Source organism: Fibrobacter succinogenes subsp. succinogenes S85 (genome assembly GCF_000146505.1).
In the GTDB taxonomy this organism is placed as follows: Bacteria; Fibrobacterota; Fibrobacteria; order Fibrobacterales; family Fibrobacteraceae; genus Fibrobacter; species Fibrobacter succinogenes.
This window is the reverse complement of record NC_017448.1, coordinates 1037489-1055226: the sequence shown is the minus strand read 5'-3', so window position 1 is coordinate 1055226 and position 17738 is coordinate 1037489. Positions and strand designations below refer to the sequence as shown.

Annotated in this window: 12 protein-coding genes; 9 read left to right on the top strand and 3 right to left on the bottom strand. The window is 49.0% G+C overall.

Annotated elements, in window-relative coordinates; all coding sequences use genetic code 11:
• The first annotated feature begins 68 nt into the window (after positions 1 to 68).
• Positions 69 to 575, top strand: a complete 507-nt coding sequence (locus FSU_RS04500) for a hypothetical protein (protein WP_012820366.1) — start codon at positions 69 to 71, stop codon at positions 573 to 575.
• A gap of 56 nt (positions 576 to 631) precedes the next feature.
• Here the strand turns inward: FSU_RS04500 and FSU_RS04495 are convergent, their stop codons facing one another.
• Positions 632 to 1966 (bottom strand): MATE family efflux transporter, encoded by a 1335-nt coding sequence (locus FSU_RS04495; protein ID WP_012820365.1) that lies wholly within the window; start codon positions 1964 to 1966, stop codon positions 632 to 634.
• 136 nt (positions 1967 to 2102) lie between these two features.
• Positions 2103 to 2588, bottom strand: coding sequence for an acyl-CoA thioesterase (locus FSU_RS04490; protein ID WP_012820364.1), 486 nt, complete (start codon positions 2586 to 2588; stop codon positions 2103 to 2105).
• 61 nt (positions 2589 to 2649) lie between these two features.
• Between FSU_RS04490 and FSU_RS16275 the strand changes: the two genes are divergently transcribed.
• From FSU_RS16275 to FSU_RS04465, 6 genes are all read left to right on the top strand, one after another.
• A complete protein-coding gene (locus FSU_RS16275; protein WP_012820363.1) occupies positions 2650 to 2790 on the top strand; it encodes a hypothetical protein in 141 nt (46 codons plus the stop codon).
• A gap of 13 nt (positions 2791 to 2803) precedes the next feature.
• Entirely contained in the window at positions 2804 to 6850 is a 4047-nt protein-coding gene (locus FSU_RS04485) for a DUF3418 domain-containing protein (RefSeq protein ID WP_012820362.1), read from the top strand.
• Positions 6851 to 6887: 37 nt separating this feature from the next.
• Positions 6888 to 7691 carry a hypothetical protein gene (locus FSU_RS04480; protein ID WP_244263718.1) on the top strand — a complete coding sequence of 268 codons (804 nt, stop codon included), beginning with the start codon at positions 6888 to 6890 and terminating at the stop codon, positions 7689 to 7691.
• Positions 7691 to 8974, top strand: coding sequence for a peptidylprolyl isomerase (locus tag FSU_RS04475; protein WP_012820360.1), 1284 nt, complete (start codon positions 7691 to 7693; stop codon positions 8972 to 8974). Before FSU_RS04480 ends, FSU_RS04475 begins: the two co-directional genes overlap by 1 nt.
• Before the next feature lies 1 nt (position 8975).
• Complete coding sequence (gene ftsE, locus FSU_RS04470; RefSeq protein ID WP_012820359.1) at positions 8976 to 9665, top strand: cell division ATP-binding protein FtsE; 690 nt, start codon at positions 8976 to 8978, stop codon at positions 9663 to 9665.
• A gap of 173 nt (positions 9666 to 9838) precedes the next feature.
• On the top strand, positions 9839 to 10333 hold the full coding sequence (locus tag FSU_RS04465; RefSeq protein WP_041917822.1) for a hypothetical protein: 495 nt from the start codon (positions 9839 to 9841) through the stop codon (positions 10331 to 10333).
• Between the two features lie 78 nt (positions 10334 to 10411).
• Here FSU_RS04465 and FSU_RS04460 read toward each other — a convergent pair whose 3' ends face one another.
• Positions 10412 to 12952, bottom strand: a complete 2541-nt coding sequence (locus tag FSU_RS04460; protein ID WP_012820357.1) for a DNA gyrase/topoisomerase IV subunit A — start codon at positions 12950 to 12952, stop codon at positions 10412 to 10414.
• Positions 12953 to 13199: 247 nt separating this feature from the next.
• Between FSU_RS04460 and FSU_RS04455 the strand changes: the two genes are divergently transcribed.
• Positions 13200 to 15104 carry an LTA synthase family protein gene (locus tag FSU_RS04455; protein ID WP_012820356.1) on the top strand — a complete coding sequence of 635 codons (1905 nt, stop codon included), beginning with the start codon at positions 13200 to 13202 and terminating at the stop codon, positions 15102 to 15104.
• A 23-nt stretch (positions 15105 to 15127) separates the two neighbouring features.
• Positions 15128 to 17737 (top strand): MMPL family transporter, encoded by a 2610-nt coding sequence (locus tag FSU_RS04450; protein WP_012820355.1) that lies wholly within the window; start codon positions 15128 to 15130, stop codon positions 17735 to 17737.
• The last annotated feature ends 1 nt before the right edge of the window (position 17738 follow it).

Below are 17738 nucleotides of genomic sequence, written 5' to 3'. Positions count from 1 at the left end.
ATAGTTGTAATAAAAATGTAATTGAATGGATTATTGAGCATATGCGAAAAAAAAGTTAAAATTGACTCATGATTGAAAAAGCTTTTCTTTTTGTACCTTTTTTGTTGGTGTCATGTTCGGATGATTCTGGTGATGATAAACTAACTTCAAATGTTTTCGCAGATTCTGCGGAGTCATGCTCTTATGTTGCTAGCGAGGCTTCGTGTCAGAATACTCTTGCTAAATCTGTACTGGAAGATTCTATAGAAATTATAAAACAAAAAGATGGATCTTTTGTATTGAGAAAGACTTTGATTGCTGAATGCCCTGAAGTTGCTTCGGTTTCGAAAGTCTCTATTGAAAGTAAAAGTGACACTTTATTCGTGTCTATTGATTACGATTATGTCCCTGCGGATACCATTATTACGGTCAATGACTCTTTAGGAACTGTTGATACGACATATTTGCCTATTCGTAGAAGATGTGTTTGTTTCTCTAATTTTGAAATCAATATTCCTGTGAAATTTTCCGATGCAAAGTATTTAACTTTTGGAAAGAGTGAAGGAACTGTTTTCAATATCGTCTATCGTGAGTAGAACTAATAATTTTTAAATAAATAGAAGTCCGGCTTTCCTGCCGGACTTTTTGCTTTCTAAACCACCGCTTTGCTTTTCCAGCGGCCGCTCTTCCAGCGCCAAATGTTCGCGAACGAACGGTAGAATTCGTCGGCGGCCATGCCAAGCCAAAGGCCAGGGAGGTCGAGCCCAACGACAAATGCGAGGATAAGCGAGGTTGCAAGGCCGAGCGTCCACATCATGCCGCTACCGACGAGTGCCGGGAATTTGGAATCTCCTGCGGCACGGAGCGATGTGGTGACGATAAAGTTTACGGCTTTGAAGGGTTGCACGGCAACATCGCACCAGAGGCATATTTTCCCGAGGCGGAGGACTTCGGGATTGTCGGTGTAGAGCCTGAGCAGGTGTTCGCCGAGGAGGGCTACTGCGACGGATAGTAAGAATCCGCTGGTGATGCCCACGGCGAGGGTTTGGTGGACGCGGCGGTTTGCTTTGACGTAGTCATGAGCACCGACGAGGTGTGCCACGAGAATCTGGTTTCCGCTGCCAAGGCCGACTCCGAGAATGACGGAAAGCGCGGCAAAGTTCCCTGCGAACACGCGGGCGGTCATTGCGGTTGTGCCGATGTAGACGACCATTGCTGTGATGAACACTTGGAAAAGCTGGAAACTGATGGGTTCTGCGGCGGCGGGGAGTCCGATGCGGATCCAGTCGGGCAAAAGAACGCGGGTGCGTTTCCAGTCGCGAATTTTGCTGTGGTGGTGTACTTTGAACTTGAGCACAAGCCAAAGGATTCCCGAAGAAATGAGCCAGGAAAGTGCGGTCGCGAGGGCGACTCCGTGAACGCCCATTTTAGGGAGTCCGAAAAGTCCTTCGAGGAATACGACGTTCAAGGCTGCGTTTGTGGCAATCGTGAGCGTGTTACCGACAAAGTTCCAAATGGTAAGGCCGTGGGTTGCGATGAGGGCGGTCAAAATGGTTTGCAAGGCGCGGAAGGCGAATCCGAATGAAACAACGCTTAAAAATTGCGTGGCGTATTCAGCGGGGGCTTCGGTGAGTCCCATCCATTGCGGAATGTTACCGGAAAGCGGATAAATGATGAGCGTGAGAGCGATGCCGAGAAGGATGCTCCCGAAAAGGACCATCGTTTGTGTGCTGCTTGCGTGGCTGTTCTGCTTTGCGCCAATGTACTGTGAAACAATGCTGGCGCCCGATTGCGAGAATGCGTGGAGCGCGGTGAAAAGAGCCCCGAGAATCGGGAGCATGGCGCCGACGCCCGCGGCTGCGGTTTCGGAAGTGCGCGACAAAAACCAGCTGTCCATCATGGGCTGGATCATGCTCACGGCAAATGTGAGGATTAGCGGCCACGAAAGGCTGATGAGCGAGCGGTCTTTGACGTCGATCTGTTTCATGTGTAAAAATCTAGAAACAACAAAGGCCCCGTCAAAGGGCCTTTTTGATGAAAATGTTTTCAAGTGTATCCAGTGTTTTTTAGACGAGAGAATAAAATTCTTTTGTCATCCCGGACTTGTTCCGGGACGAGAGAGTTTATTTGTTTTCTAGGGCCGTTGCCAGTTTTTTCTTGGCTTCGCGGCGGATGCCGGCTTCTTCATAACGGCGGATTTCGTCTTCAGTTTCGGGAATAATCGAGGGAATCGGGGTCGGTCTTCCGTTTTCGTCCAGGGCGACAAATGTCATATAAGCGTGGCAGATGATTTGGGGCTGCCAGGATACTTGCGGGTCGATTCCTAAGACCTTCACTCCGATTTCCATGGAAGTGTTGAAGGCTCGGTTTACGGATGCCTTGATGGTGAGAATGGTTCCGACTGTGGCTGGCTTGAAAAAACGCACGTTGTCGATCGAGACCGTTGTGACTTTGCGTCTGGAATGGGTGCAGGCGGCAATGCAGGCTGCCTTGTCGAGGAGCGATGTCAGGTGTCCGCCGAATACAAAATTGTAGGCGTTGACGTCGGAAGGGTGAACGATGTCGCGGGTTTCGACTTGAGATTGCTTGACTGTCTTTGCGTTTTCCATATCCGAAAAATAAATATTGTCGTGGGCGAGCAGGGCCTTGAATTTCTATATTCAGGTTATTATGGAAGAAAAAAAGACTTATAGAGAAGTGATGCCGGGCGAACTCCCGTGCGAAGTGCCGGAATGTGACGGCGTGATGGTCGTAGACCCCGATAACAGCTATAAACTCACCTGCGATAAGTGCGGGCATATTAAAGAGTAATTGTTATCTCGTAATGCAATTAACCGACTTGAAAATTGAGTACCCGGAGCTTCCCGTTGTTGAACATCGGGAGGAGTTTTTTGACCTTTTAGAAAAACATCAAGTTATCATCGTCAAGGCCGATACCGGTTCCGGCAAATCCACGCAATTACCGAAGTTTTTGTTAGAATGGTTTATTGCGAAGACGAGAGACGAGGGACGAGAGACGAGAGAGGCTGCCGCTCATACCTCAAAGGGCGAAGCCCGTGCTCATACCTCAGAGCACGAAGTGCGACTTTTTAAAATTGGTGTGACGGAACCTCGGCGTTTGGCGGCGATTTCCATTGCGGACCGCTTGCGTGAAGAACTCAAGGACGAAGAGCTTGTTTCAACGAAAATTCGTTTCTGGGAACAAGGTACAAATGAAGCCCCCATCAAGGTGATGACGGATGGTATCTTGTTGCAGGAGTTCCGCAAGGACCGCTTGTTCCGGCAGTACAATGCTATCATGATTGACGAAGCGCATGAACGCTCGTTGAACATCGATATCTTGCTTGGCATTTTCAAGACGGTACTTTCTCGTCGTCCAGATTTCAAGTTAATCGTTGCATCAGCAACGCTTGACGCAAAACTTTTTGAAGAATTTTATGACAACAGTTGCGTGATGGAGGCCGAAGGCCGCACGTACCCTGTGGATGTCGAGTATTATTTCTCGGACTATGGTTCGGCAAGCGCACTCCGTGACATCTCGGGCAAGGGCGATTCTGGCTTAATCGAAGAAGCGCGTGATGCGATTCTCGATTTGGAAACGCGCCATCGTGACCATTTGCTTTGCTTTTTGCCGACGGAACGCGACATTCAGGACTTGATGGGTGAGCTTGCGCACGAGCTGGATGCAGCGACTTTTGATGTGCTCCCGCTTTACGGGCGTATGAGCCCTGACGAGCAACGTCGCATTTTCAAGCACACGGGCAAGACTCGCGTGGTCTTGGCAACGAACATTGCTGAAACGTCTCTCACGATTCCGGGAATTGCTTACGTTGTCGATACGGGTATGGCTCGAATCTCGCGCTACAATGCGCAGGCGAGAATCCAGGGGCTTCCCGTCGAAGAAATTTCGAAGGCCAGCGCGCGGCAGCGCACTGGACGCGCGGGGCGCGTGAAGCCCGGCGTGTGCATTCGCCTTTACTCTCCCGAGAATTTTGAAAAGCGCGATGAATTCACGGAGCCAGAAATTCGCCGTAGCAATTTGGCAAATGTCGTTTTGCAGTTGCGCAGTCTCGGGCTGGAACTCGAAAACTTCCCGTTCTTACAGTCGCCTCCGCATTCGGCATTCCGTGGCGCTTACAAGACGTTGTTTGAACTTGGCGCACTCACGGCAGACAATTCTAGCGGTTATGTGACCAAGCTTGGCCGCGATATGACGCGCCTCCCGATGGACGTGTCGCTTTCGGCGGTGCTTTTGCGTGCTCGTGATTTGGGCGTTTTGCAGCCGGCGCTTATCGTGTGCTCGGCGCTTAGCATTCAGGACCCGCGTGTGGTGCCGAACGATGAGCCGGAACGCACCCGCATCCGTCAGCTGCATCGAAAATTCTGCGGTCACAAGAGCGATTTTCTTGTTTACGTTTCGATGTGGAATGCATTCTGCACGGACTGGGACGGAAAATCTTGGAACAAACTTCGCAAGTTCTGCGATAAGAACAGCATGCACTTTTTGCGCTTGCGTGAATGGGTTGATTTGTACGAACAGTTTAGCCGCATTCTCGAAGTAAAGTTTGAAAATAAAGTTTGTCCGTTCGATTCGTTCCATCGCGACAATTTGCACATTGCGCTCCTTTCCGGATTCTTGGGCGGGATTGCGCATCGCGATATTGAAAACGGCTGTTACCGCTTGGTGAGCGGTCGCGAAACGCATGTGTTCCCGGGCAGCGATTTGTACGCCAAGAGCGTGGAATGGCTTTTCAGTGCCGAAGTGCGCGAAACGAGCCGCACGTTCCTCACGAAAGCTGCCGAAATCAAGCCGGAATGGATTTTGCAAGTGGCAGAACCGTTCTGCACACGCCGCTGGTTTGAACCGACGTGGAACAAGGAACGTGGCTTTGTCGAAGCTGTCGAAGAAGTGAGCTTTAGAGGGCTTGTGATTAGCCGTGGCCATCGTGTGGATTACGCCCGCGTGAATCCTGAAGATTGCGCTCAGATTTTCTGGCGCGAAGCGGTAGTGATGGGCGAGGTGGCAAGGCCTTTCGATTTCATGAAGCACAACGATCACGTTGTTGAAAATCTCCATGCTCTCGAAGCGCGTAAACGCCAGTTCGGGCTTGCTCCGAGCGAAGATGCACTCGTGGAATACTACACGCGAATAGCGGGTAACGTCAATTCCATCAAGACGCTCAAAAGCTACATCTATGAGCACACCGACCAGTTCTTGAAATTCGATGAAAAGTATTGGTTGGATTTGTTAGACGAGAGAACGCTCGCGGGCTCTCTACAGACGAAGGACGAGAGAGGGTTTGGAACGAAACTTTCCGACTTTTTGCCGAAGCAATCCCAAACCTCAAAGGCGCGTAGTGCTGACCCCATAGCCCCAACTCTTGGCGGATCCATCGAGCATTTCCGCATTGGCGAGCGCGTTGTTACAGGTGAAATGGTCTTTGACGCCACTCGCGATTGCGATGGCATTACGCTCTCGTTGCCTTACGATTTGCTGACTGAAATTTCTCCGGCAAAATTTGCGATGAGCATCCAGCAATGGCGCGAATGGATGATTGAATCCGTGATTCGCGAAATGCCCAAGAGCGTCAAGAAATTGCTCGAAGCCAAACGCACCGCGATTGACGATGAATTTTTTGCAGCGCTCGACAACTTCCCGCATAAAGCTCCGCTCTTGTTGCTTTACGAAGTCCTTTCGAATACAAAGGAAATCCGCTCGGGTGCAAACGGCGCTAGCATCGACGTTCCGACGGTGAATCCCGACAAGGAAAATCATTTGCGTCTGCATTTGGTCGTTTCAAAGCCTGGTTTCCCGGAACCTTATAAACTCGAAATTTCTCCGGAATGGGGCTCTTACCGCATGTTCTTGGCGGTTCGCCCGGCGTTAGTGACGTTTGGCATTGACTTCCCGCTTGAGGGGATGCGCTTTGGCTGGCGTCTTGGACAGTCGGCTTTGATGGTGTCGGATGAATCCCGTTTTTGGCAAGCTTTCCGCAAGCGTGTGGAAGGCGCGCGCCTCGAAAAAGCACTGCATCTTGAAACTGCGGCGCATCCCGCACCGCAAAAGACTTCATTCTCCGAAGAGAAAAAACAGCTCATTGCCGACCGCTTGAACTTGCTCGAAATGGGTGGTGTTTTTGCGGATAACTTTGAAACGGCTCTCAAAATTTGGGTGGCAAAATCGCTTGCCGCAGATAGCCTTGATGCGACTCGCTGTGTGCGCTTTACAGGACTTGAATTCTCGCGTGGTAAAAAGATTCGCGACTTCAAGAGCCTTGCCGCAAATACCCGTAGCGAAGATGAAGAAATCCGCCTCTCGCTTGTGCGCGCCACATACGAATCGGGTCTTATCGGTGCTGAAGCTTTTGTAAAGAACTGGAATTTGCTTAAAGATTTCAGCGTGGAAATGCGCAGTGGAAACGGCAAGTCGACCGTAAAAAATAAAACCATAATTGCGATTCATACGGCATACCAAAAAGAACTTATTTTGTTTGAACGTCTGCGCGTTCTTGCAGAACTTTTCAACATAGAATTCCCGTTCGGCGCATCTCACAATTCTAGCGCATCCCGCGACTCCAGCGCATCTCTCGAAAACACTGAACTTTCGGCTAATACCCTCCGTGAGTATTTCCGCCCGTACCTCAAGGCGCGTTACCTCAAGGACCACGAACTCAAAAATGCCCGCGAGCTTCTTGGTAAAATTGACCGTACGCCAACGGATGACCCGGAATTTGCGGAACTTTACTTGCAGGCGAAGGCTCTGCTTGAAGATTTCGAAATCCTCAAGTACAAGCGCAAGGGCAATGATGCCGAAGATATCGTTGAAGAAGACGCTTTAGCAAGGCTGAAAGGCCGTTTTGGAAGGCTTTAAGTACTCTCTCGGCCTCGAATTTGCTAAATTTGTCGCGATGAAATCTCTTATTCGCATATTGCTTGTCTTCAGTTTGGTTTTGATGGCCGGCTGTAAGACAAAAGACCCTGTTATTGTTACTGTGGGCGATTCCAAGTTGCACCAGTCGGAGCTTTATACGTACGCTCCCGATTGGGATTCCTGGGGCGACCGTGAGCGTATTCTCTTTTTGCAGCACTGGATTGAAGAAGAACTTGTCTACCAGCAGGCTGTGAAAGCGGGGGCGTTGAAAGATTCCGTGCTCATCCGCATGATTGAACGCACGAAGCGCAAAATTGTCGCTGACTATTTCATGCAGACGTTCCTTGACACGATGATCGTAAGCGATGTCGAAAAAATTGATTTTTACCATAAGAATCAGAACCTGTACTTGAACGGGAAAACTTCGGTTTCTGGCGCAATCCTCACGTTTGCCGACTGGAAATCTGCCGTGCTGTATTACAAGGAATTCAAGAACACCAAGTTTGAATCGATTCCGCCTAACCACCGCTTGGTAAAGCGCATGAGGGAATTTGATGGTGTCGATATGACTCCGGATCCGTGCATGATTCCGTCTATTCGCCGTGCTGTGGTCGGTCGCATTACGCCGATGAAGGTTTGCGATGGCGCCGCTAAGATTGCCGTGGTGACAAATCGCCTTGACTCCGCTGATGCGCGTCCGCTTGACGAAGTGATTGAAGATGTCTCCATGCAGGCATGGATGGAACACCAGAATGTCGTCTTGAAGCGCCTCAAGGATGAATGGAAAACGGGAATTCCCATAATTACGAAGATAAATGTATTTAGTGAAAAGGAAAAATAATGATCAGTAATCGAATTGCCTCTTTAGTTTTTGCCCTCTCTGTCGGCTGCTTTGCCGAGCCTGTTTTGATGGAAGGGATTGCGGCTGTTGTCGATGGCAAGCCGATTATGCGTTCGGAGTTCATGAACAACCTTTACAGGTTCCAGGACACGCCCGAAGCTGCGAGCATGACTGAACAGCAACAGAAAGAAGCTGTGCTGAATCGCATGATTGAAGAAAAGGTTTTGCTCAGCCGCATTGACCGCGACTCGATTGTGATTTCGGAAAACGAAGTGGACCAGCGCGTGACTTCTCATTTGCAGTCTATTGCCGCAAGCCAGAAGATTGATATGGCGACGCTCGAAAAGGCGGTGCGCGCGCAGCTTGGTCTTTCGATGATCCAGTACCGCGAACAGCTTGGTAAGCAAATCCGTAGTCACATGGAAATTTCCCGCGTGCGCCAGCTCCACGTAGGCACGATCCACCCGACCAAGAAAGAAGTGGATGTCTTCTACAAGGATTACAAGGATTCGCTCCCGCGCCAGTTCAACTGCGTCTTGTTGAGCCATATCCAGCTCCCGATTAAGCCGGATTCCATGATTGTGGACTCGGTGAAGCATGTCGCTGAAGCGTTGATTGATAGCCTCAACCTCGGCATCAAATTTGAACTTTTGGCCCAGCGCCATTCGCAGGATAGCACTGCCGCAAAGGGTGGCGACCTCGGTTACTTTAAGCGTGGTCTCTTGGACCCTGCTTTCGAAAAGGCTATTGAACGCTTGAAGAACGGTCATTATGCATCGACTCCGGTCAAGACGGATTTGGGCTGGCATATTGCTCGCGTGCTTGGCCGTAAGGAAGATGGCGTCCGCTCTGCACAGATCCTCTTGCGCACGATTCCGACTGCAAAGGATTCCGCTGCGGTATTGGCTCTCGCCGATTCTCTCCGCAACAATATTAAGTCGAAGGATGAATTTGCCAAGGCCGCAAAGAAGTTCAGCGAAGACAAGTCCAGCAACTTCCAGGGAGGCTTGCTTGGCTGGTTCCAGCGTAACGAAATGGAACCTGCTTATGTGGATCCGGTCGCGAACTTGAACGTCGGTGAAATTTCTGAACCGGTCATGATCGATGGCGCTTACCACTTGTTCCGTCTTGATGATTCCCGCCAGGTGCGCGAACTCACTCTTGAAGAAGATTACGGCAAGATTGAACTTATGGCCGCAACGCACTTGGAAAATGAAAAGCTCCAGAAGCTCATCCAAAAGTGGCGCAAGGAAGTTCTCGTCGAAATCAGAATGACGGAATAATATGATCCATTTTACCCACGTCACGAAATCTTACGAAGCCAACTGGAAGGCGTTGAACAACGTCACCTTCCGCATTAATAAAGGCGAGTTTGTTTTCTTGACGGGGCATTCCGGCGCCGGAAAGTCGACGGTGCTGAAACTCATCTACATGGACGAACGTCCGGATGAACAGCGCGGTGGCCAGGTGATGGTCAAGTTCTCGGACAACATCTTGTACGATAGCAAGAATACGCCGGACGATAGAATCCAGGCGCTCCGCCGCAAGATGGGAATTATTTTCCAGGACTTTAAGCTGTTGCCGGATCGCAATGTTTTTGAGAATGTGGCGCTTGCGCTCCGCATTGTGGGGACTCCGAGCAATAAGATTAATGCTGCGGTCTTTGACGCGCTTGCGCTCGTGGGCATTAGCCAAAAGCGCTTTGCGATGCCTTACACGCTTTCGGGCGGTGAACAGCAGCGCGTAGCGATTGCCCGTGCGATGGTGCACAACCCGTATTTGCTTTTGGCGGATGAACCGACCGGTAACTTGGACCCGAAAAACGCTGAAGAAGTGTTCTGCATTTTCAAGGAAATCAATGCACGCGGTACGACCATCCTCATGGCTACGCATAACCCGGACTTTTATCTGAACAGCCCGTTCCGCCGCCTTGAACTCAGCCACGGCGAACTTTTAAACCGCGATATTTTGTAAGCGCCATTTGTAGAAGGTTGGGGGAATGAAACGGTTTGTATTTTTATTTTGTTTGGTGGTGTTCTGTTCTCAGGCTTTTTGCGAAAAGGAATGGGCGGGGGGATTTTTTGGAATAGACGCATCATTCTGGGAAAAAAAAACGGATTGATGATCGGGTGTTCAGCCGAGATGATATGATTTTTTCCATTGAATCGGGACAGAGTATATTGAAAAAACTCTCTTTGAATTCCGAGTTTGGTGTACACTTTATTTCGGATAGACGTGATACGAGTCATTTGGAATATAGAGTATCTGTAATAAACTCACTTGTTACTTTGGGTTTTCTTCCGTATATTCTAATGCATGGTGATGGTCACTATGAAGACGAAATTCCGATGAAAATTTTTTTAGGGACTCTGTTCTTGATGAATCCAACTGTGGAATTTTTCTTTTGGAAGGGCTGGGTTCCCGTATCGGTGAGTGCTGGCTATAAGATGGATTGGTTTGCTTTTAGTCCTGGTCATAAATTTTATTTCAGGCCACATGCTGATTTGAATATTAATTTGATGCTTTTAAGAGTTTCTGCATCGTATGCTTATGTGGCTACGAATACCTACGATATTAAAAGGGGTCCGCGATTTTATTTGAAAGTTTATTTCGGGTGGCTAAACCGAAATTTTAATGAATAGAGATTTTTAATAGCGTCCTTTCTTGAATGCAAAAATGCCCCGCTTCCGCGGGGCATTTTTCCCTAGAACTAGTATTCCTTAGAATAAGCTCGGATCTTCGTTAGAACCTTCGCTTTCACCGCTGCCGTCGCTAAACGGATCTGCCGGCGAAATGCGGCTCACGCGCTTGATCTTCTTGGCGGTGAACTTGCTTCCGAGAGCCTTGTAGCCCTTGACTTCCGCAATTTCCGTCAAGTCGAGTTCTTCCTTCTGGACTTCGCGACCGACCTGGTATTCCATCAGTTCACGGGCGTCATCAGTTGCAAAGAGCTCGATGAGCTTCGTGTCCTTGTGGTCGGAGACTACGCTGAATTCCGTCGTCATGGGGCAGCCTTCAAGGTTGAAGCGCTTGACCATGTAGTTGAAATTCGAACCTTCGAAGTAGAGCACCGTAAAGACCTGAGCAGGGTCGTACTTGTGCAGATACTTGATGTTCGAACCGACGAGAATCGGGTCTGCCATGGTGTGGACGCGAGCGCTACCATCTTGCTTGATGATGAGCAGCTTGTCGTTTTCGCCAAATTCACCGAGGCAATCGCCCTTCTTCTGCGTCGAGACGATACCGCTCGGAGCATCGAAGTAAAGCACTCTTGCGCCAAGCGTCGAAACGCCCTTGCGGAGTCTCTTGACTGTCTTGACCGGGTACTTCGAAACGATATTGCCAATGGCGCCACGGCCCTTGACTTCGACTTCGCTGAAGTCCACTTCAAAGTTCAGCTTGATGCGCGGACGCGGCTTCAAGATGACTTCGACCACTTCGGCTTCGCCGTTCATGTTGCTCGACATGTAAAGGATTTTGCTACCGGGCTTGTTCTTGCCCATGTAGTAATCCTTGTCGCGAGTCACGCCGCCGACGTTGAAGCGCTTGATGTAAGCGTAGCCGTCCTTGCCATCCTGGTGGATGACGTTATAGATATGGCGTTCATCGTCCTTGTTGAACTTTTCGACGAGAATGATATCCTTACCGACAAAGTCCTTGTCGCTGACCTTCACGACCTTGAAGCTGCCGTCGGCCTTGAACACGATCAAGTCATCGTATTCCGACACGTCGAAGAGGTATTCTTCCTTCTTCATGCCGGTGCCCACGAAACCTTCCTTGCGGTTCACGTAAAGCTTCTGGTTTGCAAGTGCCACGTGTACGGCGTTCACCTTACCGAATTCGGCAATCTGCGTGCGGCGTTCCTTGCCTTCGCCGTACTTCTTCAAGATGTTCTTGAAGTGGTTTACGGCGTAATCGATAATGTGTTCTTGGTTGTACTTGCACTTTGCAATGTTTTCTTCGAGTTCCTGCAAAAGCTGGTCGGCCTTTTCGCGGTCGTAATGGCTTATACGGCGGATCGGAATTTCAATGAGCTTGCCGATTTCTTCGTCCGTAACGGTCTGGCGGTGCAGACGCTTGAGGTACGGCGTGAGGCCTTCGCGAACGAGGCGGATAATTTGTTCACGGTCCTTTGCTTTCTTGATGACCTCGTAGACTTCTTTCTCGATAAAGATTTTTTCGAGCGTGGTCATGTGCCACTTGTCTTCGAGGTGCTTGAGCTCGTTGGCGAGTTCCCATTCCAAAAGCTTCACGGTGTGTTCCGTGTTGAGCTTCAAAATGTCAGAAACACCGACAAATTTCGGGTGCTTGTCGATAATGACGCAAGTGCACGGAGAGAGCGACTTTTCGCAGTCCGTGAAGGCGTAAAGCGCATCGATGGCGACCTGCGGGTCCGTCCCCGGCTGCAAGTGCACGAGAATTTCAACGCCCTGGCTCGTGTTGTCGTCCACGTGTTTGATCTTGATTTTGCCCTTGTCGTTTGCCTTGACAATGCTTTCAATCAAGCTCACGGTCGTGGTGCCGTACGGGATTTCGCGGATGGCGAGCGTCTTGTTATCGACCTTTTCAATCTTCGCGCGGACCTTGACCTTGCCCCCGCGTTGACCGTCGTTGTAGTCCGACACGTCGATAATGCCGCCCGTGAAAAAGTCCGGGTAAAGCGTAAACTTCTTGCCGCGCAAACAGGCGATGCTAGCCTCGCAGAGTTCGCGGAAGTTGTGGGGGAGGATGGAAGTCGAGAGACCGACTGCGATACCATCGACGCCCTGAGCCAAAAGCAACGGGAACTTGACCGGGAGCGTGACCGGTTCTTCGCTACGGCCATCGTAACTCGGGATCCATTCCGTCGTTTCGGGGTTGAACACGACATCGACAGCGAACGGCGTGAGGCGGCCTTCGATATAACGGGGAGCTGCAGCGCGGTCGCCCGTGTAGGGGTTGCCCCAGTTACCCTGGGTGTCGATGAGCAAATTCTTCTGACCGAGGCCCACAAGAGCATCGCCGATGGAGGCGTCGCCATGCGGGTGGTAAGCCATCGTTCGACCGACGATCGTAGCCACCTTCTGGTAGCGTCCGTCGTGGTTTTCGAACATGGAATGCAAAATACGGCGCTGAACAGGCTTCAGGCCATCTTCAAAATACGGGACCGCACGGTCCAAAATCACATAGCTGGCGTAATCGAGGAACCAACCATCGTAAAGTCGTTCTAGGTGATTGACGTTAGATAAACCTAGAGTAGTATCGGGTGTTTCTTGATTCATGGCTCGAAATGTAGTAAAAATTTCCTGTCAGAAAATTTTGTAGTGCTCATTAGGGCAAAATGAGCGACTGCTTTTGCGCTTCGTCGTGAAAATTTACGATTGGTCGCAAAATGAACAGCTGACAAATGCCCTGTTTTTACAATTTTTTATTTTTACATGGCTTGAAACGTAGGGTACTATTATCAAACAGTTTTTTAAAAATCCGTTTATCTTAATTACGTCTGTGGCGTTTTTGCTGCAAACGATTATGCTCGTCCTGTTCTATACTTTGCCGGATCCGCTTGGGCTATCCCTTACGGAACTGTTCGAAGGTAAAATATTTTGGCAGGTCCTTATGGCGTTTGGCACAATTTTGTTCGTGTCCGCCATCTTTGCGTTCCTGAAAGCGCCTCGTGCATTGGCCATCTTTTTTGGATTCTATTTTGTTCTGGCGACCGCCGATTATGAAGTTTTCCGCTTTTCGCATCAGCGTTTGTCTTTTTCTTTTTTGAGGACGTATTTCCATTTTTCGAATATTACGGATGCGACGACTATTGGAACGCTTGGCGGGGACCTCAAGGGAACGATTCTGTATATTTCACTTGCTCTGGCGGGTGTTGTTGCGAGTATCGTATTCTGTGTCGTTTATACAATGCGAAAGAGGGCTGCCAGGGGCGTTCTCACGGGGCTCTTCCTTTCGCCTGAAAAGCATGCCCGGAAAGTCCCTGTCGTGTTTATTTCTGTGGGCGCCGCTTTCTTGCTTTTGCCTTTGATTTTCTTTGCCTGTGGCGTTCGCGGGGATCTCTATCTCCCGATTACGCATACGCATATAAACTTGCGCATGACTCTGGGTAAATATACGTTGACGGCTCCGGTATTGCATATCGCTGTGCAAGAAACGTTTGAGTTCTTTTACGACAACGAAAAGATTACGGACGAAATCCGCAAGGACATGGAATCATTCCTCCCCGAAAACATGGTGGCGAATCGATCGAATGTTGAGGATTTCCCGGTGTACCGCTCGGCCGCGAAACATGAATATCGCGCTAAACAGCCCTACAATATCGTGTTTATCATGGGCGAGTCTTTCAAGGGGCGCATTTTTAACCGCATGTTGGAGGGCGATACGACTCTTGCTCCGAACTTGTGGAATCTTGCGACAGGAAAAATGTTTACGAATGGTGGTGGCGGTCTCTGGTTCAAGAATGGCTACAGCGGGGGATATCCCACGGTTCGCGGGACGATGGCTACTTATTTAGGTTTCCCTTCGCATCCGAATCGCGACTTGCCGAGTTTTTATTCTTCGAACCATTTTACGGGAATTCCCGAGTATTTAAAGAATTACCACAAGTTCTACATTACTGTTTCTAATCCGATATTTGACCATACTTTACCTTTTGTAGAAAGGTTTTATAAGAACAACTGGAGCTTTCCTCAGAACGTGACTGACGGCACCATCATTGATAGCGTTGGTGTTGATATGGTTATTTCTCATTTGCCGAAACTGCCTACGGATAGTTCCTGGTTTATTGCGTTCAATACAATTACGTCGCATATCCCGTTCTTTGAGTATCCCGATGATTTCGCGCCGAAGCCGGACGATGCCATGGCCCGCTATTACAATGCGATTCGTTATACGGATAAGCAACTGGGCCGTTTTTTTGAAAAACTTTCGTCTCGTCCAGATTTCGAGCGTACAGTTATCGTCGTTCTTGGCGATCATGACACGCCTGTGGATTCCGTCGATTATGCGGTGCCGCAGCCGCTGGGTGTTTCTGTTTCGAGAATTTTCATGGGAATTTTCTCGCCGGATAGCAATTTGTTCAATGGGCTTACAGTCCGTGAAGATGTTGCGTCGCAGCTCGATATGGGGCCTACGGTGATGGATCTTGCTCAGGTTCGCGAACCAAACCATTTTTGGGGGTATGATTTGTTAACAGAAGAACGTCCGGCTGAACAGCCATCGCTTTTCTTCTCGCAGAATGCTTATTTCTTGGGATTTCGTGATCATGTGCTCACTGGGGGACTCGATAACGAAGAAGTCTATAGCGATATAGACGGATCTTTTAAAGAGGTGAAGGATGCTGTTTCGTTGACTTGGAAAAAGCGTGCTGTTTCTACGTCAAAGGTGTTGCGCTCGCTTCTCCGGAATGATAACATGGAACCTAGATAAAATATTTTTTTATATTGAGAATTATGACTACTAAAAAGACTTTTGTAGAACGCTTTTCCAACTGGTATATCCCCTTAATCTGTAGGCATCAATATAAGGCGCTTACCTTTTATTTGCTGCTGGCGGTTCTTCTGTCTGTCTTGATTCTTTACAAGCCTGGGCTTAAGCTTGATGCGGATCTTTCGCATCTTTTGCCGGAGGATACGCCTAGCGTCAAGGCTTTGCAGGAATCGTTTACGAGATTCGGCAGTACTGACCGTTTTACGATTGCTATACAGAGCGAGGACATGAATCTTGTTCTGGCTTTGCAAGATTCCATTGCAGCCTATATTCACAATAATTGGCAGGGTGATTTTGTCTCGACCCAGGTAGATAACAACAACCAGTTCTTTAAGGATAATGCGCTGTTGTATTTGCCTGTAAAGCATTTGGAGAATATTCGCGATAATCTTGATGACTTGCAATTGGAACTGGGGCGTAAAAATGGTCCGTTAGTTGTTGATCTTTTGAGTGACCCCAGTGGCGATAGTTTGCAAGAAAATGCTCCGAAAAAGGAACGTGTCTGGTTTGATGCGAACTTGCCGCAGGAACTTGGACTTCCTGAAGAAGCTGTCGGTGCATTTGACGCATTCTTCAAAAAAGATAAGAAGGATTCCGTTAAAGTTGCAGGCAATGCTACGGAATGGAATCCGAAATCAACAATACCTGATAGCCTGAAGTCCCGTTTGATTGGTAGCCCGCAACCTGACAGTACCGGAAAGATTCTGTTCAACGGAATTGTCAATGCGAAACTCATCAAGCCTTCGACGGACTATGAATTTGTAACGCATATTCTAGCCCGTACTGATACGTTGTTGCAGCATTTCAGAAGCAAGACTTATTCTTCGCCGATGCGCTTTGCTGTGGATGGAACTTACGAAGGCCTCAAGGAAGTGGACGAAGTGGCGAACGATTCCGTATTCTCCTTCGGCATAAGCCTTGTCCTAATTATTTTCCTTACGATGTTCTTCTTTAGAAGCGTGAAAGGTCCGATTCTCGTGACTCTTTCCGTGCTTTACGCTTGTATTCCGACGCTTGCGTTTACGGCGCTTTTCTATGGCAAGCTGAATCCGTTCACGGTTTTTGTAGCGTCCATTATTCTTGGTATCGGTATTGACTATTCCATCCATATTTTGGGAACGTCGCAGAAACTGATGCATCAATTTGCTTCGTTGGAAGAAGTACTTGAAGCGGCTCAACGCAGAATGCTCAAACCGTTTATTTTGGCGAGCTTTACGACGGTCGCTGCGTTCCTCACGTTGCTTGCAGCACATTTCAGAGGCTTTTATGAATTCGGTGTTGTCGCTTCGATGGGCGTGATTTTCAGTATGCTTACGTCGGTGCTCGTGCTTCCGGTGTTTATCAAGTGCATGGGCGGCATCCCGGCTGCTCCGCAGAATAGCTTGCTACCGAATTCTTGGGATGATGCGAAAATCACGAAATTTTTCAAGGTGCTGGCTTGTATCGGGTTTGTTCTGGGGGCGGTGTCGCTCTATTATGCTCAAGACGTAGATTTTGAACATAATTTGAAGAACTTGCGCAGAGTCCAATCGGCTAAGGTGGTGAAACCGCGAGGCATTTCGACTAAGGTAACTCGTGCAACCAATAAGGCCGTGACGTCGACACCTGCTGCCGTTATGGGTAGCACGCCCGAACAGCTTGACAAGTTGTACGATACACTGATGGTGCGCTTGCATGTCGAACACGATTCTACGCTAGGGAGTTTCCTTACGCTGAAGAGTTTTGTTCCGCCGGCGGATTCGCAGGAAAAACGCCTTGAAGTGATTGAGGAAATCCGCGATTTGGTGGAAGCCCGCGTGTTTGACCGCTCTGAAGGTGAAGACTCTGTGAACGTGGCGACGCTCCGCAAGTTGGCTCAAGTTGAAAAAACGTTTACCGCAGAAGATGTTCCAGCCTGGACAATCGACCTGCTCCGTGAAAAAGACGGAAGCTACGGAAAAATTGGCTTTATTTATGGCGACTTCCCGAGCTGGGATGCCAAGGCTTTGCACCGCTTCCAGGAACGTTATGCTCATTGGAATTTCGATGGCGAGGAATTGCGGACGTTCTCTTCGCAGTTTATTTTGTCCGATGTGATAGAATCTGTGAAGCAGGATAGCTTTAGACTTGCTCTTGTTATTATTCTCGTCATTTTTGGTACGCTTGTCATTTCGTTCCGCAAGCCGAAATATTTCTTGGCGGGTTGCATTTCGTTTGGCATGGGTACGCTCCTTACGCTTGGACTTCTTGGCTGTCTGACGCATTTCTTTGAGTTTGGAAAAATCAGTATTTATAATGTGATTGTGATTCCGATGGCGCTTGGTATTGGCATCGATTCGACGATTCATTTTGTCACCTCTTGGACTTCCAAGTCCAACAAGGACATGACGCTTCGTCAGTTGTTCGATACGACGGGCCGCAATGTGATGGCTAGCTCCACAACGACTATTGCAGGTTTTGTCGGATTCCTCTTCACGACACATCGCGGATTGAAGGGCATTGGAGACCTTGCTTGCATCAGCATTGCCATGTTCCTTATCACAAGTGTCATCTTCAGCATGTACCTCTGCGGTAGCTGGCTCAAGAAAAAGTAAT

What these genes read in the sequence shown, in the direction of transcription:
- FSU_RS04500 (WP_012820366.1), top strand. Translation starts at nt 69, where the DNA reads ATGATTGAAAAAGCTTTTCTTTTTGTACCTTTTTTGTTGGTGTCATGT.
- FSU_RS04495 (WP_012820365.1), bottom strand. Translation starts at nt 1,966, where the DNA reads ATGAAACAGATCGACGTCAAAGACCGCTCGCTCATCAGCCTTTCGTGG.
- FSU_RS04490 (WP_012820364.1), bottom strand. Translation starts at nt 2,588, where the DNA reads ATGGAAAACGCAAAGACAGTCAAGCAATCTCAAGTCGAAACCCGCGAC.
- FSU_RS16275 (WP_012820363.1), top strand. Translation starts at nt 2,650, where the DNA reads ATGGAAGAAAAAAAGACTTATAGAGAAGTGATGCCGGGCGAACTCCCG.
- FSU_RS04485 (WP_012820362.1), top strand. Translation starts at nt 2,804, where the DNA reads ATGCAATTAACCGACTTGAAAATTGAGTACCCGGAGCTTCCCGTTGTT.
- FSU_RS04480 (WP_244263718.1), top strand. Translation starts at nt 6,888, where the DNA reads ATGAAATCTCTTATTCGCATATTGCTTGTCTTCAGTTTGGTTTTGATG.
- FSU_RS04475 (WP_012820360.1), top strand. Translation starts at nt 7,691, where the DNA reads ATGATCAGTAATCGAATTGCCTCTTTAGTTTTTGCCCTCTCTGTCGGC.
- ftsE (WP_012820359.1), top strand. Translation starts at nt 8,976, where the DNA reads ATGATCCATTTTACCCACGTCACGAAATCTTACGAAGCCAACTGGAAG.
- FSU_RS04465 (WP_041917822.1), top strand. Translation starts at nt 9,839, where the DNA reads ATGATTTTTTCCATTGAATCGGGACAGAGTATATTGAAAAAACTCTCT.
- FSU_RS04460 (WP_012820357.1), bottom strand. Translation starts at nt 12,952, where the DNA reads ATGAATCAAGAAACACCCGATACTACTCTAGGTTTATCTAACGTCAAT.
- FSU_RS04455 (WP_012820356.1), top strand. Translation starts at nt 13,200, where the DNA reads ATGCTCGTCCTGTTCTATACTTTGCCGGATCCGCTTGGGCTATCCCTT.
- FSU_RS04450 (WP_012820355.1), top strand. Translation starts at nt 15,128, where the DNA reads ATGACTACTAAAAAGACTTTTGTAGAACGCTTTTCCAACTGGTATATC.